This is a genomic window from Curtobacterium sp. MWU13-2055, assembly GCF_023242305.1.
GTDB lineage: Bacteria > Actinomycetota > Actinomycetes > Actinomycetales > Microbacteriaceae > Curtobacterium.
Genome location: NZ_JALLIO010000004.1, coordinates 162,397 through 177,249 on the forward strand (window position 1 = coordinate 162,397; position 14,853 = coordinate 177,249).

11 protein-coding genes are annotated in these 14,853 nt (G+C 69.7%); 5 read left to right on the top strand and 6 right to left on the bottom strand.

Annotated features, from left to right (window positions below):
* Positions 1-69: 69 nt before the first annotated feature.
* Positions 70-558 (top strand): transcription elongation factor GreA, encoded by a 489-nt coding sequence (gene greA, locus M4960_RS10930; RefSeq protein ID WP_111084815.1) that lies wholly within the window; start codon positions 70-72, stop codon positions 556-558.
* Positions 559-704: 146 nt separating this feature from the next.
* Here greA and ilvA read toward each other — a convergent pair whose 3' ends face one another.
* Entirely contained in the window at positions 705-1,964 is a 1,260-nt protein-coding gene (ilvA, locus tag M4960_RS10935; RefSeq protein ID WP_123340649.1) for a threonine ammonia-lyase, read from the bottom strand.
* A 62-nt stretch (positions 1,965-2,026) separates the two neighbouring features.
* Complete coding sequence (locus M4960_RS10940) at positions 2,027-3,277, bottom strand: AI-2E family transporter (protein WP_131878233.1); 1,251 nt, start codon at positions 3,275-3,277, stop codon at positions 2,027-2,029.
* 92 nt (positions 3,278-3,369) lie between these two features.
* On the opposite strand from M4960_RS10940, the gene M4960_RS10945 reads away from it, so the two are divergent.
* Positions 3,370-4,641: a winged helix-turn-helix domain-containing protein gene (locus M4960_RS10945; RefSeq protein ID WP_248704229.1), complete on the top strand. Its 1,272-nt coding sequence runs from the start codon at positions 3,370-3,372 to the stop codon at positions 4,639-4,641.
* A 6-nt stretch (positions 4,642-4,647) separates the two neighbouring features.
* Here M4960_RS10945 and M4960_RS10950 read toward each other — a convergent pair whose 3' ends face one another.
* Positions 4,648-5,550, bottom strand: a complete 903-nt coding sequence (locus M4960_RS10950; RefSeq protein ID WP_111084819.1) for a M48 family metalloprotease — start codon at positions 5,548-5,550, stop codon at positions 4,648-4,650.
* A gap of 19 nt (positions 5,551-5,569) precedes the next feature.
* Positions 5,570-6,151, bottom strand: coding sequence for a LemA family protein (locus M4960_RS10955; protein WP_111084820.1), 582 nt, complete (start codon positions 6,149-6,151; stop codon positions 5,570-5,572).
* Positions 6,152-6,379: 228 nt separating this feature from the next.
* On the opposite strand from M4960_RS10955, the gene M4960_RS19745 reads away from it, so the two are divergent.
* Together M4960_RS19745 and M4960_RS10965 are read left to right on the top strand one after the other, a co-directional pair.
* Positions 6,380-8,770, top strand: coding sequence for an Ig-like domain-containing protein (locus M4960_RS19745; RefSeq protein WP_308222009.1), 2,391 nt, complete (start codon positions 6,380-6,382; stop codon positions 8,768-8,770).
* Positions 8,771-8,862: 92 nt separating this feature from the next.
* Positions 8,863-10,593, top strand: a complete 1,731-nt coding sequence (locus M4960_RS10965) for a class I adenylate-forming enzyme family protein (RefSeq protein ID WP_248704230.1) — start codon at positions 8,863-8,865, stop codon at positions 10,591-10,593.
* A gap of 210 nt (positions 10,594-10,803) precedes the next feature.
* Here M4960_RS10965 and M4960_RS10970 read toward each other — a convergent pair whose 3' ends face one another.
* Positions 10,804-12,129 carry a threonine/serine exporter family protein gene (locus M4960_RS10970; RefSeq protein WP_123294738.1) on the bottom strand — a complete coding sequence of 442 codons (1,326 nt, stop codon included), beginning with the start codon at positions 12,127-12,129 and terminating at the stop codon, positions 10,804-10,806.
* 881 nt (positions 12,130-13,010) lie between these two features.
* Between M4960_RS10970 and M4960_RS10975 the strand changes: the two genes are divergently transcribed.
* Positions 13,011-14,636 carry a HEPN domain-containing protein gene (locus M4960_RS10975; RefSeq protein ID WP_248704231.1) on the top strand — a complete coding sequence of 542 codons (1,626 nt, stop codon included), beginning with the start codon at positions 13,011-13,013 and terminating at the stop codon, positions 14,634-14,636.
* 63 nt (positions 14,637-14,699) lie between these two features.
* Here the strand turns inward: M4960_RS10975 and M4960_RS10980 are convergent, their stop codons facing one another.
* A complete protein-coding gene (locus M4960_RS10980) occupies positions 14,700-14,846 on the bottom strand; it encodes a hypothetical protein (protein ID WP_248704232.1) in 147 nt (48 codons plus the stop codon).
* Positions 14,847-14,853 lie beyond the last annotated feature (7 nt).

Consider the following 14,853-nt stretch of genomic DNA (forward strand, 5'->3'; position numbering starts at 1 on the left):
TGTCCTGATTCGCCTCTCGAGACCGACCACTCGGCCGGTCTCGTTTTTTCATGGTCGAAGGGACAGAAGATGAGCAACGACACGCAGGTCACCTGGCTGACCCAGGAGGCGCACGACCGTCTCCAGGCGGAGCTCGACGAGCTGAGCGGCGAGGGCCGTGCCGAGATCGCGCGCCGCATCGAGGCCGCTCGCGAAGAGGGCGACCTCAAGGAGAACGGCGGCTACCACGCCGCCAAGGACGAGCAGGGCAAGATCGAGGCGCGCATCCGCGTCCTCACGAACCTCCTCAAGCACGCGACCGTCAGCGAAGCGGTCTTCGACGGCACGGTCGAGCCCGGCACCGTCGTCACCGCGGTCATCGCGGGCGACGAGTCGACGTTCCTGGTCGGCAGCCGCGAGATCGTCGCCGAGGGCTCCGACCTGACGGTCTACAGCCCGGTCAGCCCCGTCGGCGCGGCGATCGTCGGCCTCAAGGCCGGCGACAAGGCCACCTACACGGCGCCGAACGGCAAGGAGATCGCGGTCGAGGTCGTCAAGATCGAGCGCTACGAGCCGTAGGCAGCACCACAGACGGACAGGAGGCCCGGGGCGACACCGCCACGGGCCTCCCGTCTGTCCGCTGGTCGCCTCCACGGCCCCGCCCGCCGGGGCGCACCACGGATCCGACAGGACACGCGTCGAACGACTCGTGGATCGTCGCAGGGCTAGTGCTCGAGGAGCTCCGGGCGGAAGCCGACCTCGTGCAGGCGCTGGATGACCTCCTGCGCGTGCTCGGGGCCGCGCGCCTCGATCGACAGGTCGAGGGCCACCTCGTTGATGACCAGGCCCTGTCCGTGGCGGGTGTGCAGGACCTCGACCACGTTCGCGCCGGCGTCCGAGATCACCTGGGCGACCCGGGCGAGCTGGCCCGGACGGTCCGGCAGCATGATGCGGATGCCGATGTAGCGCGACGCGGCGACGAGACCGCGCGTGATCACGCGCTCCATCATGAGCGGGTCGATGTTGCCGCCGCTGAGCAGCACGACGGTGCGCCCGGTGTCGCGGACCGCGCCGGACATGATCGCGGCGACGCCGACGGCTCCGGCGGCCTCGACCACGAGCTTCGCGCGCTCGAGCAGCACGAGCAGGGCGCGGGCGGTGTCGTCGTCGGAGACCGTGACGATGTCGTCGACCAGGTCGCGGATGATCGGGAAGTTCAGGTCGCCGGGGCGGGCGACCGCGATGCCGTCGGCGATCGTCGGTGTCGTCGTGATGGTGACGGGCTCGCCGGCGCGGATCGACGACGGGTAGGCAGCGGCGTTCTCGGCCTGCACCCCGATGACCTTGATCGGTCGTCCGAGCCGCTCGGCCATGCCCTTGACCGCGAGGGCGATGCCGGAGATGACCCCGCCGCCGCCGATCGGCACGACGACGGTGTCCACGTCGGGCACCTGGTCGATGATCTCGAGGCCGAGGGTTCCCTGGCCGGCGATGACGGCGGGGTGGTCGAACGGCGGGATGAAGACCGCGCCGGTGTGCGCAGCGAAGTCCTTGGCGGCGCTCAGGGCTTCCTCCACCGAGTGGCCGCGCAGCACGACCTCGGCGCCGTAGTGGCGGGTGGCCTGCAGCTTCGGCAGCGCGACACCGACCGGGGTGAAGATCGTCGCCGGGATGCCGAGCTCGCGGGCGGCGAGGGCGACCCCCTGGGCGTGGTTGCCGGCGCTGGCCGCGACGACGCCCTTGGCGCGCTGTTCCTCGGACAGGGTCGACAGGCGGTTGTAGGCGCCGCGGACCTTGTACGCGCCGGTGCGCTGCAGGTTCTCGCACTTCAGGTGCACCGGTGAACCGAGCACCTCGGCCAGGAACTGCGAGGTCTCCATCGGGGTGACGCGCGCGACGCCCGAGATGGTCTCCCGCGCCGTCTCGATGTCCGCGAGGGTGGGGATCGCGGCGAGCGTGTGCTGGGAGGCGCTGGTGTCGGTCACTCCCCCATCATCGTCGTTCCGGGCGTCCGCGGCGAACCCGTGACACGAGGGATCGTTCAGCGTCAGCCTGCCGTCCCCTTGACCGCGGTCGGCTGCTCGTCGGTGCCCGGCTTCGGGACGTCGCCACGGCGCTTGCGCAGCTTGAGGATCTTGCGCCGGCGCTTGGTCCGGACGTTCTCGTCGTGCGCGTCCTGCTTGGCCTCGAGCACGTGGTCGGAGTCCATCGTCTTCCACCGGCCGCTCGAGATGGTCGTGACCATGGAGTTGACGGTGGCGATGAGCGGGACGGCGAAGAACGCGCCCGCGATGCCCGCGAGACCCGACGCCGCGGTGACCCCGAGGACGACGGCGAGCGGGTGCACCTTGACGGCGCTGCCCATGACGAGCGGCTGCAGGATGTGTCCCTCGACCTGCTGCACGACCAGGATCACGCCGAGCATGATGACCGCCGCCACCGGGCCGTTGAAGACCAGGGCGACGAACACCGCCAGGAACCCGGTGACGATCGCGCCGACGACCGGGATGAACGACCCGAGGAACACGAAGACCGCGATCGGCACGACGAGCGGCAGTTGCAGGAAGAACGCACCGAGGCCGATGCCGACGGCGTCGACGAACGCGACGAAGATCTGCACCCGGATGAAGCTCGTCAACGTCGTCCAGCCGGCGACCCCGGCGCCGTCGATCGCGCTGCGGGCGTTCTTCGGGAAGAGCCGGACCGTCCAGCGCCAGACGTTCTTGCCGTCGATGAGCAGGAAGATCACCGTGAAGATGACGATGAACAGGCCGGTGAGGATGTGCGTCAGCGACGACCCCGCGCTGGCCACTCCGGACAGGATCGAGCCGGAGTTGCTCTGCAGCCAGTCGGTCGCCTGGTTGAGGTAGGAGTTCAGGTCCTTCTGGCTGATCCCGAGCCCGGAGCTGAGCACGAAGTCGCGGATGTTGTCGTACTGCGACAGGGTGCGGTCGCGGAGCGACGGGTAGGCGGCGGCGATCTGGTCGACGACGAGCCAGATGAGCGCCCCGACGGCGGCGAGCCCACCGACCAGGCTGACGATGACGGCGAGCCACTTCGGCACGTGGTGGCGCTGCATCCAGTTCGACAGCGGGACCAGGAGCGCGGCGACGACGATGCCGATGAGGAACGGGATGAGGATCTCGCTGAACAGCGTGACCAGGTAGATGACCACCGCGACGACGCCGACCACGACGAGGATCCGCCACGACCACGCACCGGCGATCCGCATGCCGGGCGGCACCGCGTCATCGACGACGACGGGATCCGTGTGCGGTGTCTTCTTTCCCCAGGCCATGGGCCGATCCTAGCGATCCAGACGTCCTCGCGTTCCAGATACGGCATACGTTCGGACGCCGCGCTGTCGGCGGGGTTCGGTAGCGTCGCCGCATGGTCAGGTCCTCGCTCTCCGCCGCCGAAGCCCGCCGCGTCGCCCTCGCCGCGCAGGGGTTTGGTCGGCCACCGGCGACGGAGGTCTCGACGCGTGCGGTGAACGCAGCGTTCGCCCGGCTCGGGCTGCTGCAGATCGACTCGGTGAACGTGTTCGAGCGCAGCCACTACCTGCCGCTCTTCGCACGGCTGGGGGCGTACGACCGGTCCACGCTCGACCGGCTGACCCTCGGCCGGTCCGGGCCCTACACCGAGTACTGGGCGCACGAGGCAGCCCTCATCCCGCGCGACGACCTGCGGCTGTTCCGCTGGCGGATGGACGCCCTGCGGGAGCGCGACGCCGGTCCGACCAGGATCGACGGCGTCACCCGCACCGCCGGGGTCCGACGCGAGTTGCACGCGCTCCTGCGTGCCGAGGGGCCGATGCGGGCCAGCGCGGTCGAGCACGAGTCGAACGTCCGCCGTGGTCCGTGGTGGGGCTGGAGCGACGTGAAACTCGGGCTCGAGCAGATGTTCCGCTGGGGCGAGGCCGTGAGCGCCGGACGGTCGGGCTTCGAGCGCGTGTACGCCCTCCCCGAGCAGGTCCTGCCGGCCGGGTTCCTCGAGACGGCACCGCCGCGCGCTGCCGCAGTGCTCGAACTCGTCCGGCACGCCACCCGCGCCCTCGGCGTCGGCACCCGAGCGGACATCGCCGACTACTACCGACTGCGGTCGGACAACACCGCCGGCGCCATCGCGGAGCTCACCGCGGCCGGCGAGCTCCTGCCCGTGCGGGTCGAGGGCTGGGGTGAGCGGGCCTGGCTCCACCCCGATGCCCGGGTGCCCCGGCAGCTGACCGCCGACGCGGTGCTCAGCCCGTTCGACCCGGTCGTGTGGTTCCGCCGACGGGCGGAGCGGATGTACGGGTTCCACTACCGGATCGAGATCTACACACCGGCGCCGAAGCGGGTGTTCGGGTACTACGTGCTGCCCGTGCTGCAGGACGACCGCCTCGTCGGCCGGGTCGACCTGAAGAGCGACCGGCAGCGTGGCGTGCTGCGGGTCCGGACCGCGTGGCAGGAGCCCGGCGAGCACCTCGATGCCGAGCGGCTGGCCGAGACCCTCCGACGCACCGCCGCCTGGCAGGGACTCGACGAGGTCGAGGTCACGGATCGGGGCACGGCTGCAGCCGCGGTCGCCGGGGCGCTCGGCCTCCCGCTGGTCCCGCACGAAGCCGTCGACGACGCCGATGCCCCCGAACCCACGGAGCAGCTCGACGCCGTCGAGGCCTGACCGGCGTCAGAATCGGTCGGCGTTCGCCCGCAACCGTGCGATGCGGTCCGGCAGCGGCGGGTGCGTCGAGAACAGCCGGTCCATCACGCCGGGGCGCATCGGGTCGGCGATCCACAGGTGCGCCATCGACGAGTTCTGCGTCTGCATCGGACGGCCGTACGCGCCGAGCTTCTCGAGCGCCCGGGCGAGGCCCTCGGGGTGGCGCGTCGTCATCGCACCGGTGGCGTCGGCGAGGTACTCGCGCTGCCGGGACACCGCAGCCTGCACGCCCGCCGCGGCGATCGGCGCCACGACCACAGCCACGATGCCGGCGATGAGCAGCACCGGGTTCGCGCCACCGCCGTTGTCCGAGTTGCGGTTCCGGCCGCCGGACAGGCCGCTGAAGATCGAGATGCGCAGGAGCACGTCGGCGATCAGGCCGACGGCGACCACCAGCCCGAACACCATCGTCGAGACCCGGATGTCGTAATTGCGGACGTGCCCGAGTTCGTGGGCCATCACACCCTGGAGCTCCTGGTCGTCCATGATCTGCAGCAGCCCGGTCGTCGCCGCGACCACGGCGTGCTCCGGGTCGCGCCCGGTGGCGAAGGCGTTCGGCGACGGGTCCTGGATCACGTAGACCCGGGGCATCGGCATGCCGGTCGAGATCGCGAGGTTCTCGACCGTCCGCCAGAGCCGCGGTTCGGAGGTGCGGTCGATCTCGATGCCACCGGCGATGGCGGTCGCCTGCCGAGCGGCGAAGAAGTACTGCAGCACCGCGTAGCCCAGGGCGACGGCGAGCACGATGACGCCGATCGACACGTTCCCCGCCAGGTAGCCGCCCAGGAACCCGAGCGCGCCGATGATCAGCAGGAAGACCAGGACGATGACGACGGTGTTGCGCTTGTTCCGCGCGATGGCGCTGTACACGGCAGCTGCGAGGCTGGGGTCAGAACTGGACGCGCGGCGGCTCGGCGATGGCTGCCGGCTCGGCGGTCTCGAAGAACGTCGCCTCGGCGAAGCCCCGTCGCTTGGCGAACGTGGAGTTCGGGAAGACCCGGATCTTCGTGTTCAGCTCGCGCACGCCGCCGTTGTAGAAGCGCCGGGCGGACTGGATCTTGTCCTCGGTGTCGACGAGCTCGGTCTGCAGCTGCAGGAAGTTCTGGCTCGACTGCAGCTGCGGGTACCCCTCGGCGACCGCGAACACGCTCTTCAGCGCCTTCTGCATGTGCCCCTCGGCCGCGGAGGCCGTGCCGGCGTCACCGGCCGTCAGCGTCTCGGAGCGCGCCTTGGTGACGTCGTCGAAGACGGCCTTCTCGTGGGTGGCGTACCCCTTGACCGTGTCGACGATGGTCGGAATCAGGTCGGCGCGCCGCTTCAGCTGCACCGAGATGTCGCTCCAGGCCTCGTCCACACGGACCTTGAGCGTGACGAGCGAGTTGTACGTCACCCAGAGGTAGATCCCGATGATGACCAGGATCACCACCACCACTCCGACGACGATCAGCGTCGTGACGAGTCCGGTGTCCATGCGTGGGTGCTCCTTCTCGCGTTCGGATCCGCGGTGCTGCGTGGCCTGAACGGCCGTCGTGAAGTCTACCGACGCGTCCGCAGTGCTCGCGTCGACCGCCAGGGTTCACGGGCGATTCCCGAGTCACGCACACCGGGCGTTCGGGCTGCGGGGCGAACACGACCGGATGCGGGACATCATCCGCGAGGTGTATTGACCCAGCGGCCCGGATCACGTGGGATGGAGCCGGTGAGCACGCGAGGGGACAACGTGGACGACCGGGCCGTCGGGGGCGACGGCCCTCGTCGTCGTACCCGGTTCGTCGCGCTCGCCTCGGCCACGGCCGTCCTCGCCGCGGCGCTGCTGGCTGCGGCAGCCGCACCCGCGTTCGCCGGCACGGCGCCCCACGAACAGGCGACCACCGAACGCGTCAGCGCCGCGAGCACCGCGACCCCCGCACCGGGCGAACTCGTCGGCCCGCCGAGCAGCGGTCGCCCCGGCACCCCCACGCCCCCGCCCGCGTCCACCGGGCGACCGCCCGTCGCACCGACCATCGCCGACCCAGGGGACGTGACGAGCAGCACCGCCCGGTTCCACGGCACCGGGACCCCGGCGCACGTCGTCCGCGTCGCGGGCCCCGCGTCGACCGGTTCGGCCGGGTGCTCGGCCCAGGTGCAGGCGAACGGTTCGTGGTCGTGCCTCGGTACGGTGCGGTCGGGTCCGCAGCAGGTCTTCACGGTGCGGGACGTCACCGCGCCGAGCCAGCCGCCCGCGAGTGCCCCGGCCTCCGACGTCATCGTGCCGCCGACCATCGCGTCCGACCACCCGACCAGCGGCGCGCTCTCCGGCACGGGCTTCCCCGGTTCCACCGTGGTGCTGTCGGTCTCCGGATCGTCGACGCAGCAGACCGCCCCGGTCGGCCCGGACGGTCGGTGGGTGACCTCGCTCGCGCTGCGGTCCGACGCGACCGTCACCGTGACCGCCTCGCAGACCGCCAGCACGGCCCGCGGTTACCGCTCCGACCTGCGCAGCGCATCTTCGGCCCCGGTGCGGATCACGGTCGACCGCACAGCACCGGCGGCTCCGCGGATCACCGCACCCGACGACGGCGACCGCGTCGGTTCGCACGCCACGGTCGTCCGCGGCACCGGCGAGCCCGGCGCCGACGTGACCGTCTACGTCGACCGCGCACCCGTCTGCCGGGCCGAGGTCGCTGCGAACGGTTCCTGGTCCTGCTCCACCGCGGGGTCGCAGCTGCGGGCCGGCGGACACGACCTCACCGCGACGCAGCACGACGCCGCCGGCAACTACTCGCGGTCGTCCGCTGCCGTGCAGGTCACCGTGTGGTCGACCTCGGGCACCCCGAACGGCACCCCCGGCACCTCCGGAACCGGCGGGGACGCACCGACCAACGGCACCGGCACCACAGGCACCGGCACCGGCACCGGCAACGGAACCGACACCACCGGCACCACGACCGCACCGGGTGACGGCCAGACCCCCGGTGACGCGGAGACCCCGGCCGGAACCGGGAACGCAGGCGGCACCGGCGACGACGGCCCCGGATCAGCGGCAGCGCCCGGTGACGGCACCGACCCGACCGGCACGAGCACCCCCGGGGCCGCAGGCTCCGGCGGCGGCCGCACCGACTGGTCGGGCCCCGCGGGCGACTGGACCGCTGCCACCGCCTACGACCGCACCGTTCCGACGATCCAGGCCGCGTTCTCGTGGCGGACCGTCCTGATCGCCACGGCCGTCGCCGCTGGGTTCCTCCTGCTCATCGCCGCACCCCTCGCGCTCGTCGCCGCCGCTGCCCGCGGGCGCATCCGCTCGCCCTTCGCCGGACTGCTCGGGCGGAACCGCTCGCGCTCGGACCGCTCCGGGTCCGACGACGTGCTGCCGACGTGGGTGTCGATCACGGTCGCGGTGGCCGTCGCCGCCCTGTGCACACTGCTCGGCGTTGGCGTCTCGCTCGAGGCCCGCTACGTCCGCCTCGCCATCGCCGTGCTGCTCGGCACCGCGGTGCTCACGGCAGCCGTGGTGCTCGTGACCCGGTGGGCAGCCGGACCCGACCACCGTGCGGTGGGCTTCCGGGTGTCCCCGTGGCTGGTGCTCGCGGCGCTCGTGGCGTGCGGGATCACGCGGGCCGCGGACCTCTCCCCCGCTCTGATCGTCGGGATGGTGCTCGTGCCGTCGGGACGCCCCGACCTGGACACCGCCGCACTGCGCCTCGGCTCCGGGATCGCCGCCGGTGCCCGCAGCGCGACCTGGCGGACGATCGCGCTGCTCGGGCTCGCGACCGCGGGGTGGGTGCTCCACAGCCTGACCGCGGGCGGGGGCTTCTGGTCCGCGTTGACGTCGGAGTTCGCCATCACCCTGTGCGTCGGCGGGGTCGGAGCCGTCGTCGCGACGCTGCTGCCGTTCGCGGGTTCCGCCGGCAGTGCGGTCCTGGTGGCCTCGCGTGCCCGGTACGTGGCACTGGCGGTCGTCGCGGTGGCGCTCACCGCCGCGGTCTACTCGGGTCCCGCGGGGACCCACGCGTCGCCGGTGCTGCTCGGCGCGGTCGGCGCGGCCTGCGTGGCGGGCGCGATCGGGGCCTGGTTCTGGGCGCGCACCGCGCGACCGGACGCGGCCGCCTGACCCGCACCGGGCCTCCCGTCCGCCGTCCCCGCGCGGCGGATACAGTGACGATCGGTGCGTGACGCGCCGTTCGACCGCCCCAGGGAGCGATGATGACCGAGACCCGATCCGACTACGACCCGACGCGGTTCCGCGAGGTGTTCGAGGGCAGCTACACGTACGCGAACGGCTTCGCGCGGAACACCCACCGCTTCGCGGACCGGCCCGCGCTGCGCGACCCGGACACGGGTCGGTCGTGGACCTACGCGGAACTCGGGGACGTCGTCGACCACATCGGCGGGTGGCTCGTCCGGCACGGAGTCGGTCGCGGTTCGGTCGTGATGGTCGAGCTGTTCAACTCGCCCGAGTTCGCGATGCTCTACCTGGCGTGCCACCGCATCGGCGCGGTGTTCTCGCCGACGAACTTCCGGCTCGCCCCCGACGAGGTCGCCTTCATCATCGAGGACTCCGCGCCCGTGGTGCTGGTGCACGACGCGGTGCGCGGCGACGACATCGCCCGAGCGCTCGAGACCGCGCCGCACCGTCCGGACCACATCGTCGTCGTCAGTGGCGACGACCACGCAGCGCACCACGACGACCAAGACACGCACACCGCACACGACGGCCACGCAGCACACGACGCGCGCGTCGCGTTCAGCGCGCTCCTCGCCGCCGACCCCGTCACCCCCGCCGAGCTCGCCGCGACCGAGCCCCGCAGCACCTACGACGAGACCACCCGGCTCTACACCTCCGGCACCACCGGGCGACCGAAGCCGGTACCCCTGCCGAGCCTGGTCGAGGTGCTCAGCGCCCACGACGTCGTGATGCACTTCCCGCTCAGCCCCTTCGACAAGACGCTCAACATGTCGCCGCTGTTCCACCGTGGCGGCCTGTACTCGGGCGGCCCGAACCCGGTGTTCTACGTCGGCGCCGAGCTCACCACCCTGCGGCACTTCGACGCCGAGCGGGTGCTCGACCTGGTCGAGTCCGAGCGCCTGACGTTCCTGATCGGTGCGCCGCCGAACCTGGTGCAGCTCGCCAACGCGCAAGAGGCCCGGCCCCGCGACCTGTCGTCCCTGCACGGCATCGTCACGATGGGTGCGCCGCTCGACCGTGCCGCCGCACTCCGCTACCAGGAGCTCCTGTCCCCGCGGATCTTCAACGGCTACGGCACGACCGAGACCTTCTGGAACACGTTCCTGCGTCCTGAGGACTTCCCCGACGGCGCCGGCTCCACCGGACGAGCATCGACGGACGACGACGTCGCCGTGGTGCGCGTGTACGAGGACCGCCTGGCCGACCCGAGCGACACCGTGCCGAAGGACGGCTCCGAGATCGGCGAGTTCGCGGTCCGGACCGTGAAGTCCGGCTACTCGTACCGCAACCCGGGGCTCGAGGCGGAGAAGTTCGCGAACGGCTGGTTCTACCCCGGCGACCTCGCCACGTGGGACGAGCACGAACGGGTGACGATCGTCGGCCGCAAGGACGACATGATCATCTCCGGCGGCGAGAACGTCCACCCCGTCCAGGTCGAGGCCGCACTGCAGGAGCACCCGGGCGTCGCCGACTCGATCGTCGTCGGGATCCCGGACGAGCGGTGGGGCGAGGTCGTCACGGCGTACGTGGTCCGTGCAGCGGGACGGCTACCGGAGGACGACGTCGCGGCCGCCGCCGAGCTCGAGGAGTGGACGGGCTCGCACCCCGGTCTCGCCCGCTACAAGCGGCCGCGGCGGTACCGCTTCGTCGACGAGCTGCCCTACAACGCGACGGGCAAGAAGGTGCACTACCTCGCCAAGGCGACGGCAGCGGAGGACCAGGCGGCGGGCCGACTGCTCGAGCCGTAGCGGGCTCTGCACGTGCGCGGCGCCGGACGGGAGGCCCGTGGCGGCCCCGCCGCGCGCCTCCCGTCCGTCAGCCGGTCGCGTCCACAGCTGCGGTCGCGGCTGCAGCCGCGGTGCTCCGCGGGATCGGGCGTACCTGGTCGAAACTTCCGACCAGGTACGCCCGATCCGGCCAGGTACCCCCGAGGCGGTGCGGGGCCGCCCGGGGCGGCGCTACGTGTGGCTCGGCGCGTTCCGGGCGAACAGACCCGGCAGCAACCCACCGATCTTCGTCCCGATGCACAGGCTGACGAAGGTCGCCAGAGGTGTCGCGAGGGACTCGGGGTCGAACGTGGCCACCGCCACCAGCCCGACGGTCCCGGGGACGAGCAGCAGGAACGCCGGGAAGAACGACACCGTCGCCGGGATCGCCGGCACGAGCCGCTCGAGCAACCGCGTCGCGACGAACAACAGGGCAGCCGTCGCCCCGGTCGCGACGACGCTCCCCCACACCGGCGTCGTCCCGCTCACCAGCGCGTAGGCGGTGACCATGACGGCCACCGACACGAGCGTCAGCCGCCAGCCCGAGCGGAACACCAGGCCGAGGCCGACCGCCAAGACCACGACGGCGACCCACGACACCCAGTAGGACGGCACGGACTCCCACCCGGCCAGGTCCGTGCCGACGCCGGCGACCTCGCCGACGAGCGCGGCCGACGACGGGTCGACATGCAGCCCGGTCAGCGCACTGCCCGAGGCGATGCCGGCCGCCATGAAGCCGAGCATGATGAGCCCTTGGACCAGCCGCGAGGACCCGGTCACGATGTCCGCGGCGGTCAGTTCGAGCAGGGCGTTGGTGATGAGGGCACCGGGGACGAACACCGCCACCGGGGCGCACACGGCGAACAGCGGGACCTGCTCGAACCCGGCACCCGCGGCGACGAGTCCGACGATGGCCGTCGACACGAAAGCGGCAAGGAACGGGATGATCGCGACGGCCTCGCGGAAGCGCCGGAGCAGCAGTCCGATGACCCCGACGAGCGCACCGACCAGGAGCGCGAGCAGGATCGCCCACCACGGGCACCGGAACACGACGGCGAGCCCGGCGGAGGTCAGCGCGTTGCCGAGGATCCACGGCAGTGCGGGCGGCGGGACGGTGCCGGCACGGATGGCCCGGACCCGCGCGGGGATCTCGGCGAGGGCGATCGACCCGCTCTCCAACCCGAGCACGACCCGGTTCGCCCGTGCAGCCTGTCGGGACGACAGCTCGACGCCCTCGGCGTTCACGATCGTCGCCGCACCGGTCGAGACCTCGCTCACCATCACCAGCGCCGGCAGCACCCCGATCGCCAGGGTCGGACCGACCCCGGCGGCGTCGCGGGCCTTCTCGAGCGCCGAGCGGACGTCGGTGACGGAGCTGCCCGCGTCGAGCAGCAGTGCACCGAGCGTGCCGAGGAGCATGCCGACGGGGACGGTCTCGCCGTCGACGACCTCGACGTGGGCCTCGGGCCGACGGAGGGCGTTCTGCAGGTTCGCGAGTGCGCTTCCGAGTCCGACCACGATCGTCGATGCTACTGGGCAGCGAGCCGGTCGTGCAGTCGCGCCGTCTTCGCGGGAAGGCGACGGCCCGCGGGCCGGGAGGCACGTGGCGGGCCGGTCCCGCGCCTCCAGTCCGATGCCCAGGGCGACCCGATCCCACCGTCGAAGCGACAGATGGCAGGACCATCGCTCGGACTGTGCGGCCGGAGCGACAGAACGACGCGAACTGTTCGCAGAGTTCTGTCGCTTTCGCAGCGGCACGCGGCGGGCGCCACGCCAGAGCCTCGGCGGTACGGCGAAGGGAAGCGTTCGCAAACCCTCCGGCGGCAACGAGGAGGCTCATCGAGATGGTCAAGTCCGGCGGCATGGACGACCTGCTCTCATCGGACGTCCGTCCCGCTGCCCCGAGTGCGGCCCAGCAGCTGCGGCTCAGTTCCGCGGACGTCGACGCTGTGGCTGGTGAGTACATGGCCGGCGGGCAGTCGATCTACGACCTGGCAGCCAAGTACGGAGTGCACAGAGTCACAGTCTCGCGGCACCTAAGGTCACGGGGTCTTGCGCTTGGCAAGCAGCCGCTATCCGGAGCCGAAGTGCGACGAGCGAAAGAGCTGCGTACGCAAGGGCTCACTTACCAGGTCATAGCGCGTCAACTCTCACGGGGTGCCACAACAGTCAGGTCGGCACTGAAACGAGAGGATTGATTGGAGTAACGCGCGCTCATATCACACAGCGATCGCGCGCATCTCACGAAGCGAAGTTCTGCACTACGTTGGACCTGGCTCTACTTCCTTAATAGTGACCCTGACCCGTATATCAGAATGATGGTCTGAGCACCAGGCAGGTACACCCGAGACCGCCGCCTCTAGCCAAATAAAGTTCGAGGTGTCACACTGGTACACAACATGAACAAGTTTCCCGAGCAAACCTACCAGCGTTTAATCAACTCTTATGGCGATGAGTTCTTGCGGTATGTGCTCAATCTTCCGATTGAGGGCTCGATCATGGAGTTGATCGAAGCGCGCACCGATCCCTCAGCAGTGGCACTGCTTCTCGATGCAATGAACCAGGCCCCTTGGAGTGGCAATGGGGAGCTGGACGTCATGCTCTACTCGTCTTCGGCATTCGCTCAATTCCGAGCCGATTTCGGCGGGAGTCTTGCGAACTACCTTCGACTCCAATGCGGAGGCGAAGTAGCCGACGCATCTCCAAGCGACGGCCCTGTAGTTCATGCGCTAAGCATCGTAGCTCGCGATCTATGGCCAGTTCTCCTATTGAAGCCTCCGACACAGGGCCCGCGCACTTTTTGGATGTCGACGACGCCTGGTTTGTTCTCTCACCCCGAGACTCCTCAGGCCGCGAAAGCTTTCATGGCAGACGCGGAGTTGACGAAGCTTTTCCCAGATGCAGAGTCGATCGACCACGTCGAAACTATGGGCCAAGAGATACTTGCGATACAGAGCAACTGGATGATGAGCACCGGCCAGGGCGGTAGCCGGCAGCTGATTTCAGTACTAGACGGCATCGTTTTCCACGCCTCGGTGCTCGCTCGGCTCGATGGATCGGCTCTTACGCAGGCACGCCTCATGGACTCGATCGAGGAGTCTGTCAACACATTCCGTCAACTCGCCGCCGGACACGAGGTTGAGGTTCCTGCATTCATCGGCTTCAGCGGCGTTCGAATGGCAGAAGGAACATCTCTCTCATTCGGCGACGACCAACTTCGGGAGATGCTCCCAGTCGAACAGGAACTACTGCTGAATCAGACCGATCGCATAACAAGCGTTTACACAACGCAGTTCCCTATCCAGCTGCTGAAGATCTACCCGCAGTCGCTTCCCAGCGATGATCAATTCTTAAAGGAGTGGCGAAAACTCGGTCCGCGCATCGAAGAGTCATATCGCGCACTCCAAAGGCGGATTGACCGCGTCCGCCTCGGCTTGCTACTCGCCTCGACGTCGAAGGGCGAGCTGCTGGCTACCGGCGAAGTATCACGGTATATCGCAGACCCAACACAGCCCGGAGGCTCGTCTTCATGGGAGACCGACGCCCGCGCCCCCGCGAGCTACGAACTGACGCAGCCATTGGGCAAAGAGGCAGTCCGTTGGCACAAGCTTGTCCTGGACAAACATCCGGAATCGCTTAACATCGCGATGAAGCGCCTTCTCGGGGCTGTGTCCCAGCGGTGGGATGCGGCAGACGCCTTCATTGACGCGGTCATCGTATGGGAAAATGCCTTTGGCACCCAGCAGGAAACGACGTTCCGTGTCACCGCATCCATAGCTAAGCTCCTGGAACCCGGCAGTACCGACGACAGGCTGAAATTGCAAACCGAGTTGAAAAAGCTCTATTCGGCGCGCAGCATGCTCGTTCACGGCTCCAAAGAACCGAAGCCTGAAGTCGCATGGGCCCAGAAGGAGCGGGCCATCGAGATCGCCTTGCAACTCCTCCGCACGCTCTACGCGGAACGACCTGATCTCCTCGAATTGACCTCAGAGGAACGAGGAGCCCAGCTGCTGCTCGAAGGGTGAGCACCACTGCTTGAATAGCTTTCGAACAGCGCAGTATGTGCATTTATTCGTTGAACGCCGCATCTACTGGCCGCGATTCAACTGCTCGGCCTCAGCAAGAAGCGCCTTTGCGAGCAAGCGGTAATCCGGTTCCGGACGCGCTAAACCGTGGGCGATGAGACTCCGGACTTCCTTGCCGGCACCATCGATATCGAGCGTGGTTCCGACCATGCCAATG

Coding starts and splice junctions, on each gene's coding strand:
- greA (WP_111084815.1), top strand. CDS start 70: ATGAGCAACGACACGCAGGTCACCTGGCTGACCCAGGAGGCGCACGAC.
- M4960_RS10940 (WP_131878233.1), bottom strand. CDS start 3,277: ATGGCCTGGGGAAAGAAGACACCGCACACGGATCCCGTCGTCGTCGAT.
- M4960_RS10945 (WP_248704229.1), top strand. CDS start 3,370: ATGGTCAGGTCCTCGCTCTCCGCCGCCGAAGCCCGCCGCGTCGCCCTC.
- M4960_RS10955 (WP_111084820.1), bottom strand. CDS start 6,151: ATGGACACCGGACTCGTCACGACGCTGATCGTCGTCGGAGTGGTGGTG.
- M4960_RS10965 (WP_248704230.1), top strand. CDS start 8,863: ATGACCGAGACCCGATCCGACTACGACCCGACGCGGTTCCGCGAGGTG.
- M4960_RS10975 (WP_248704231.1), top strand. CDS start 13,011: ATGAACAAGTTTCCCGAGCAAACCTACCAGCGTTTAATCAACTCTTAT.
- M4960_RS10980 (WP_248704232.1), bottom strand. CDS start 14,846: ATGGTCGGAACCACGCTCGATATCGATGGTGCCGGCAAGGAAGTCCGG.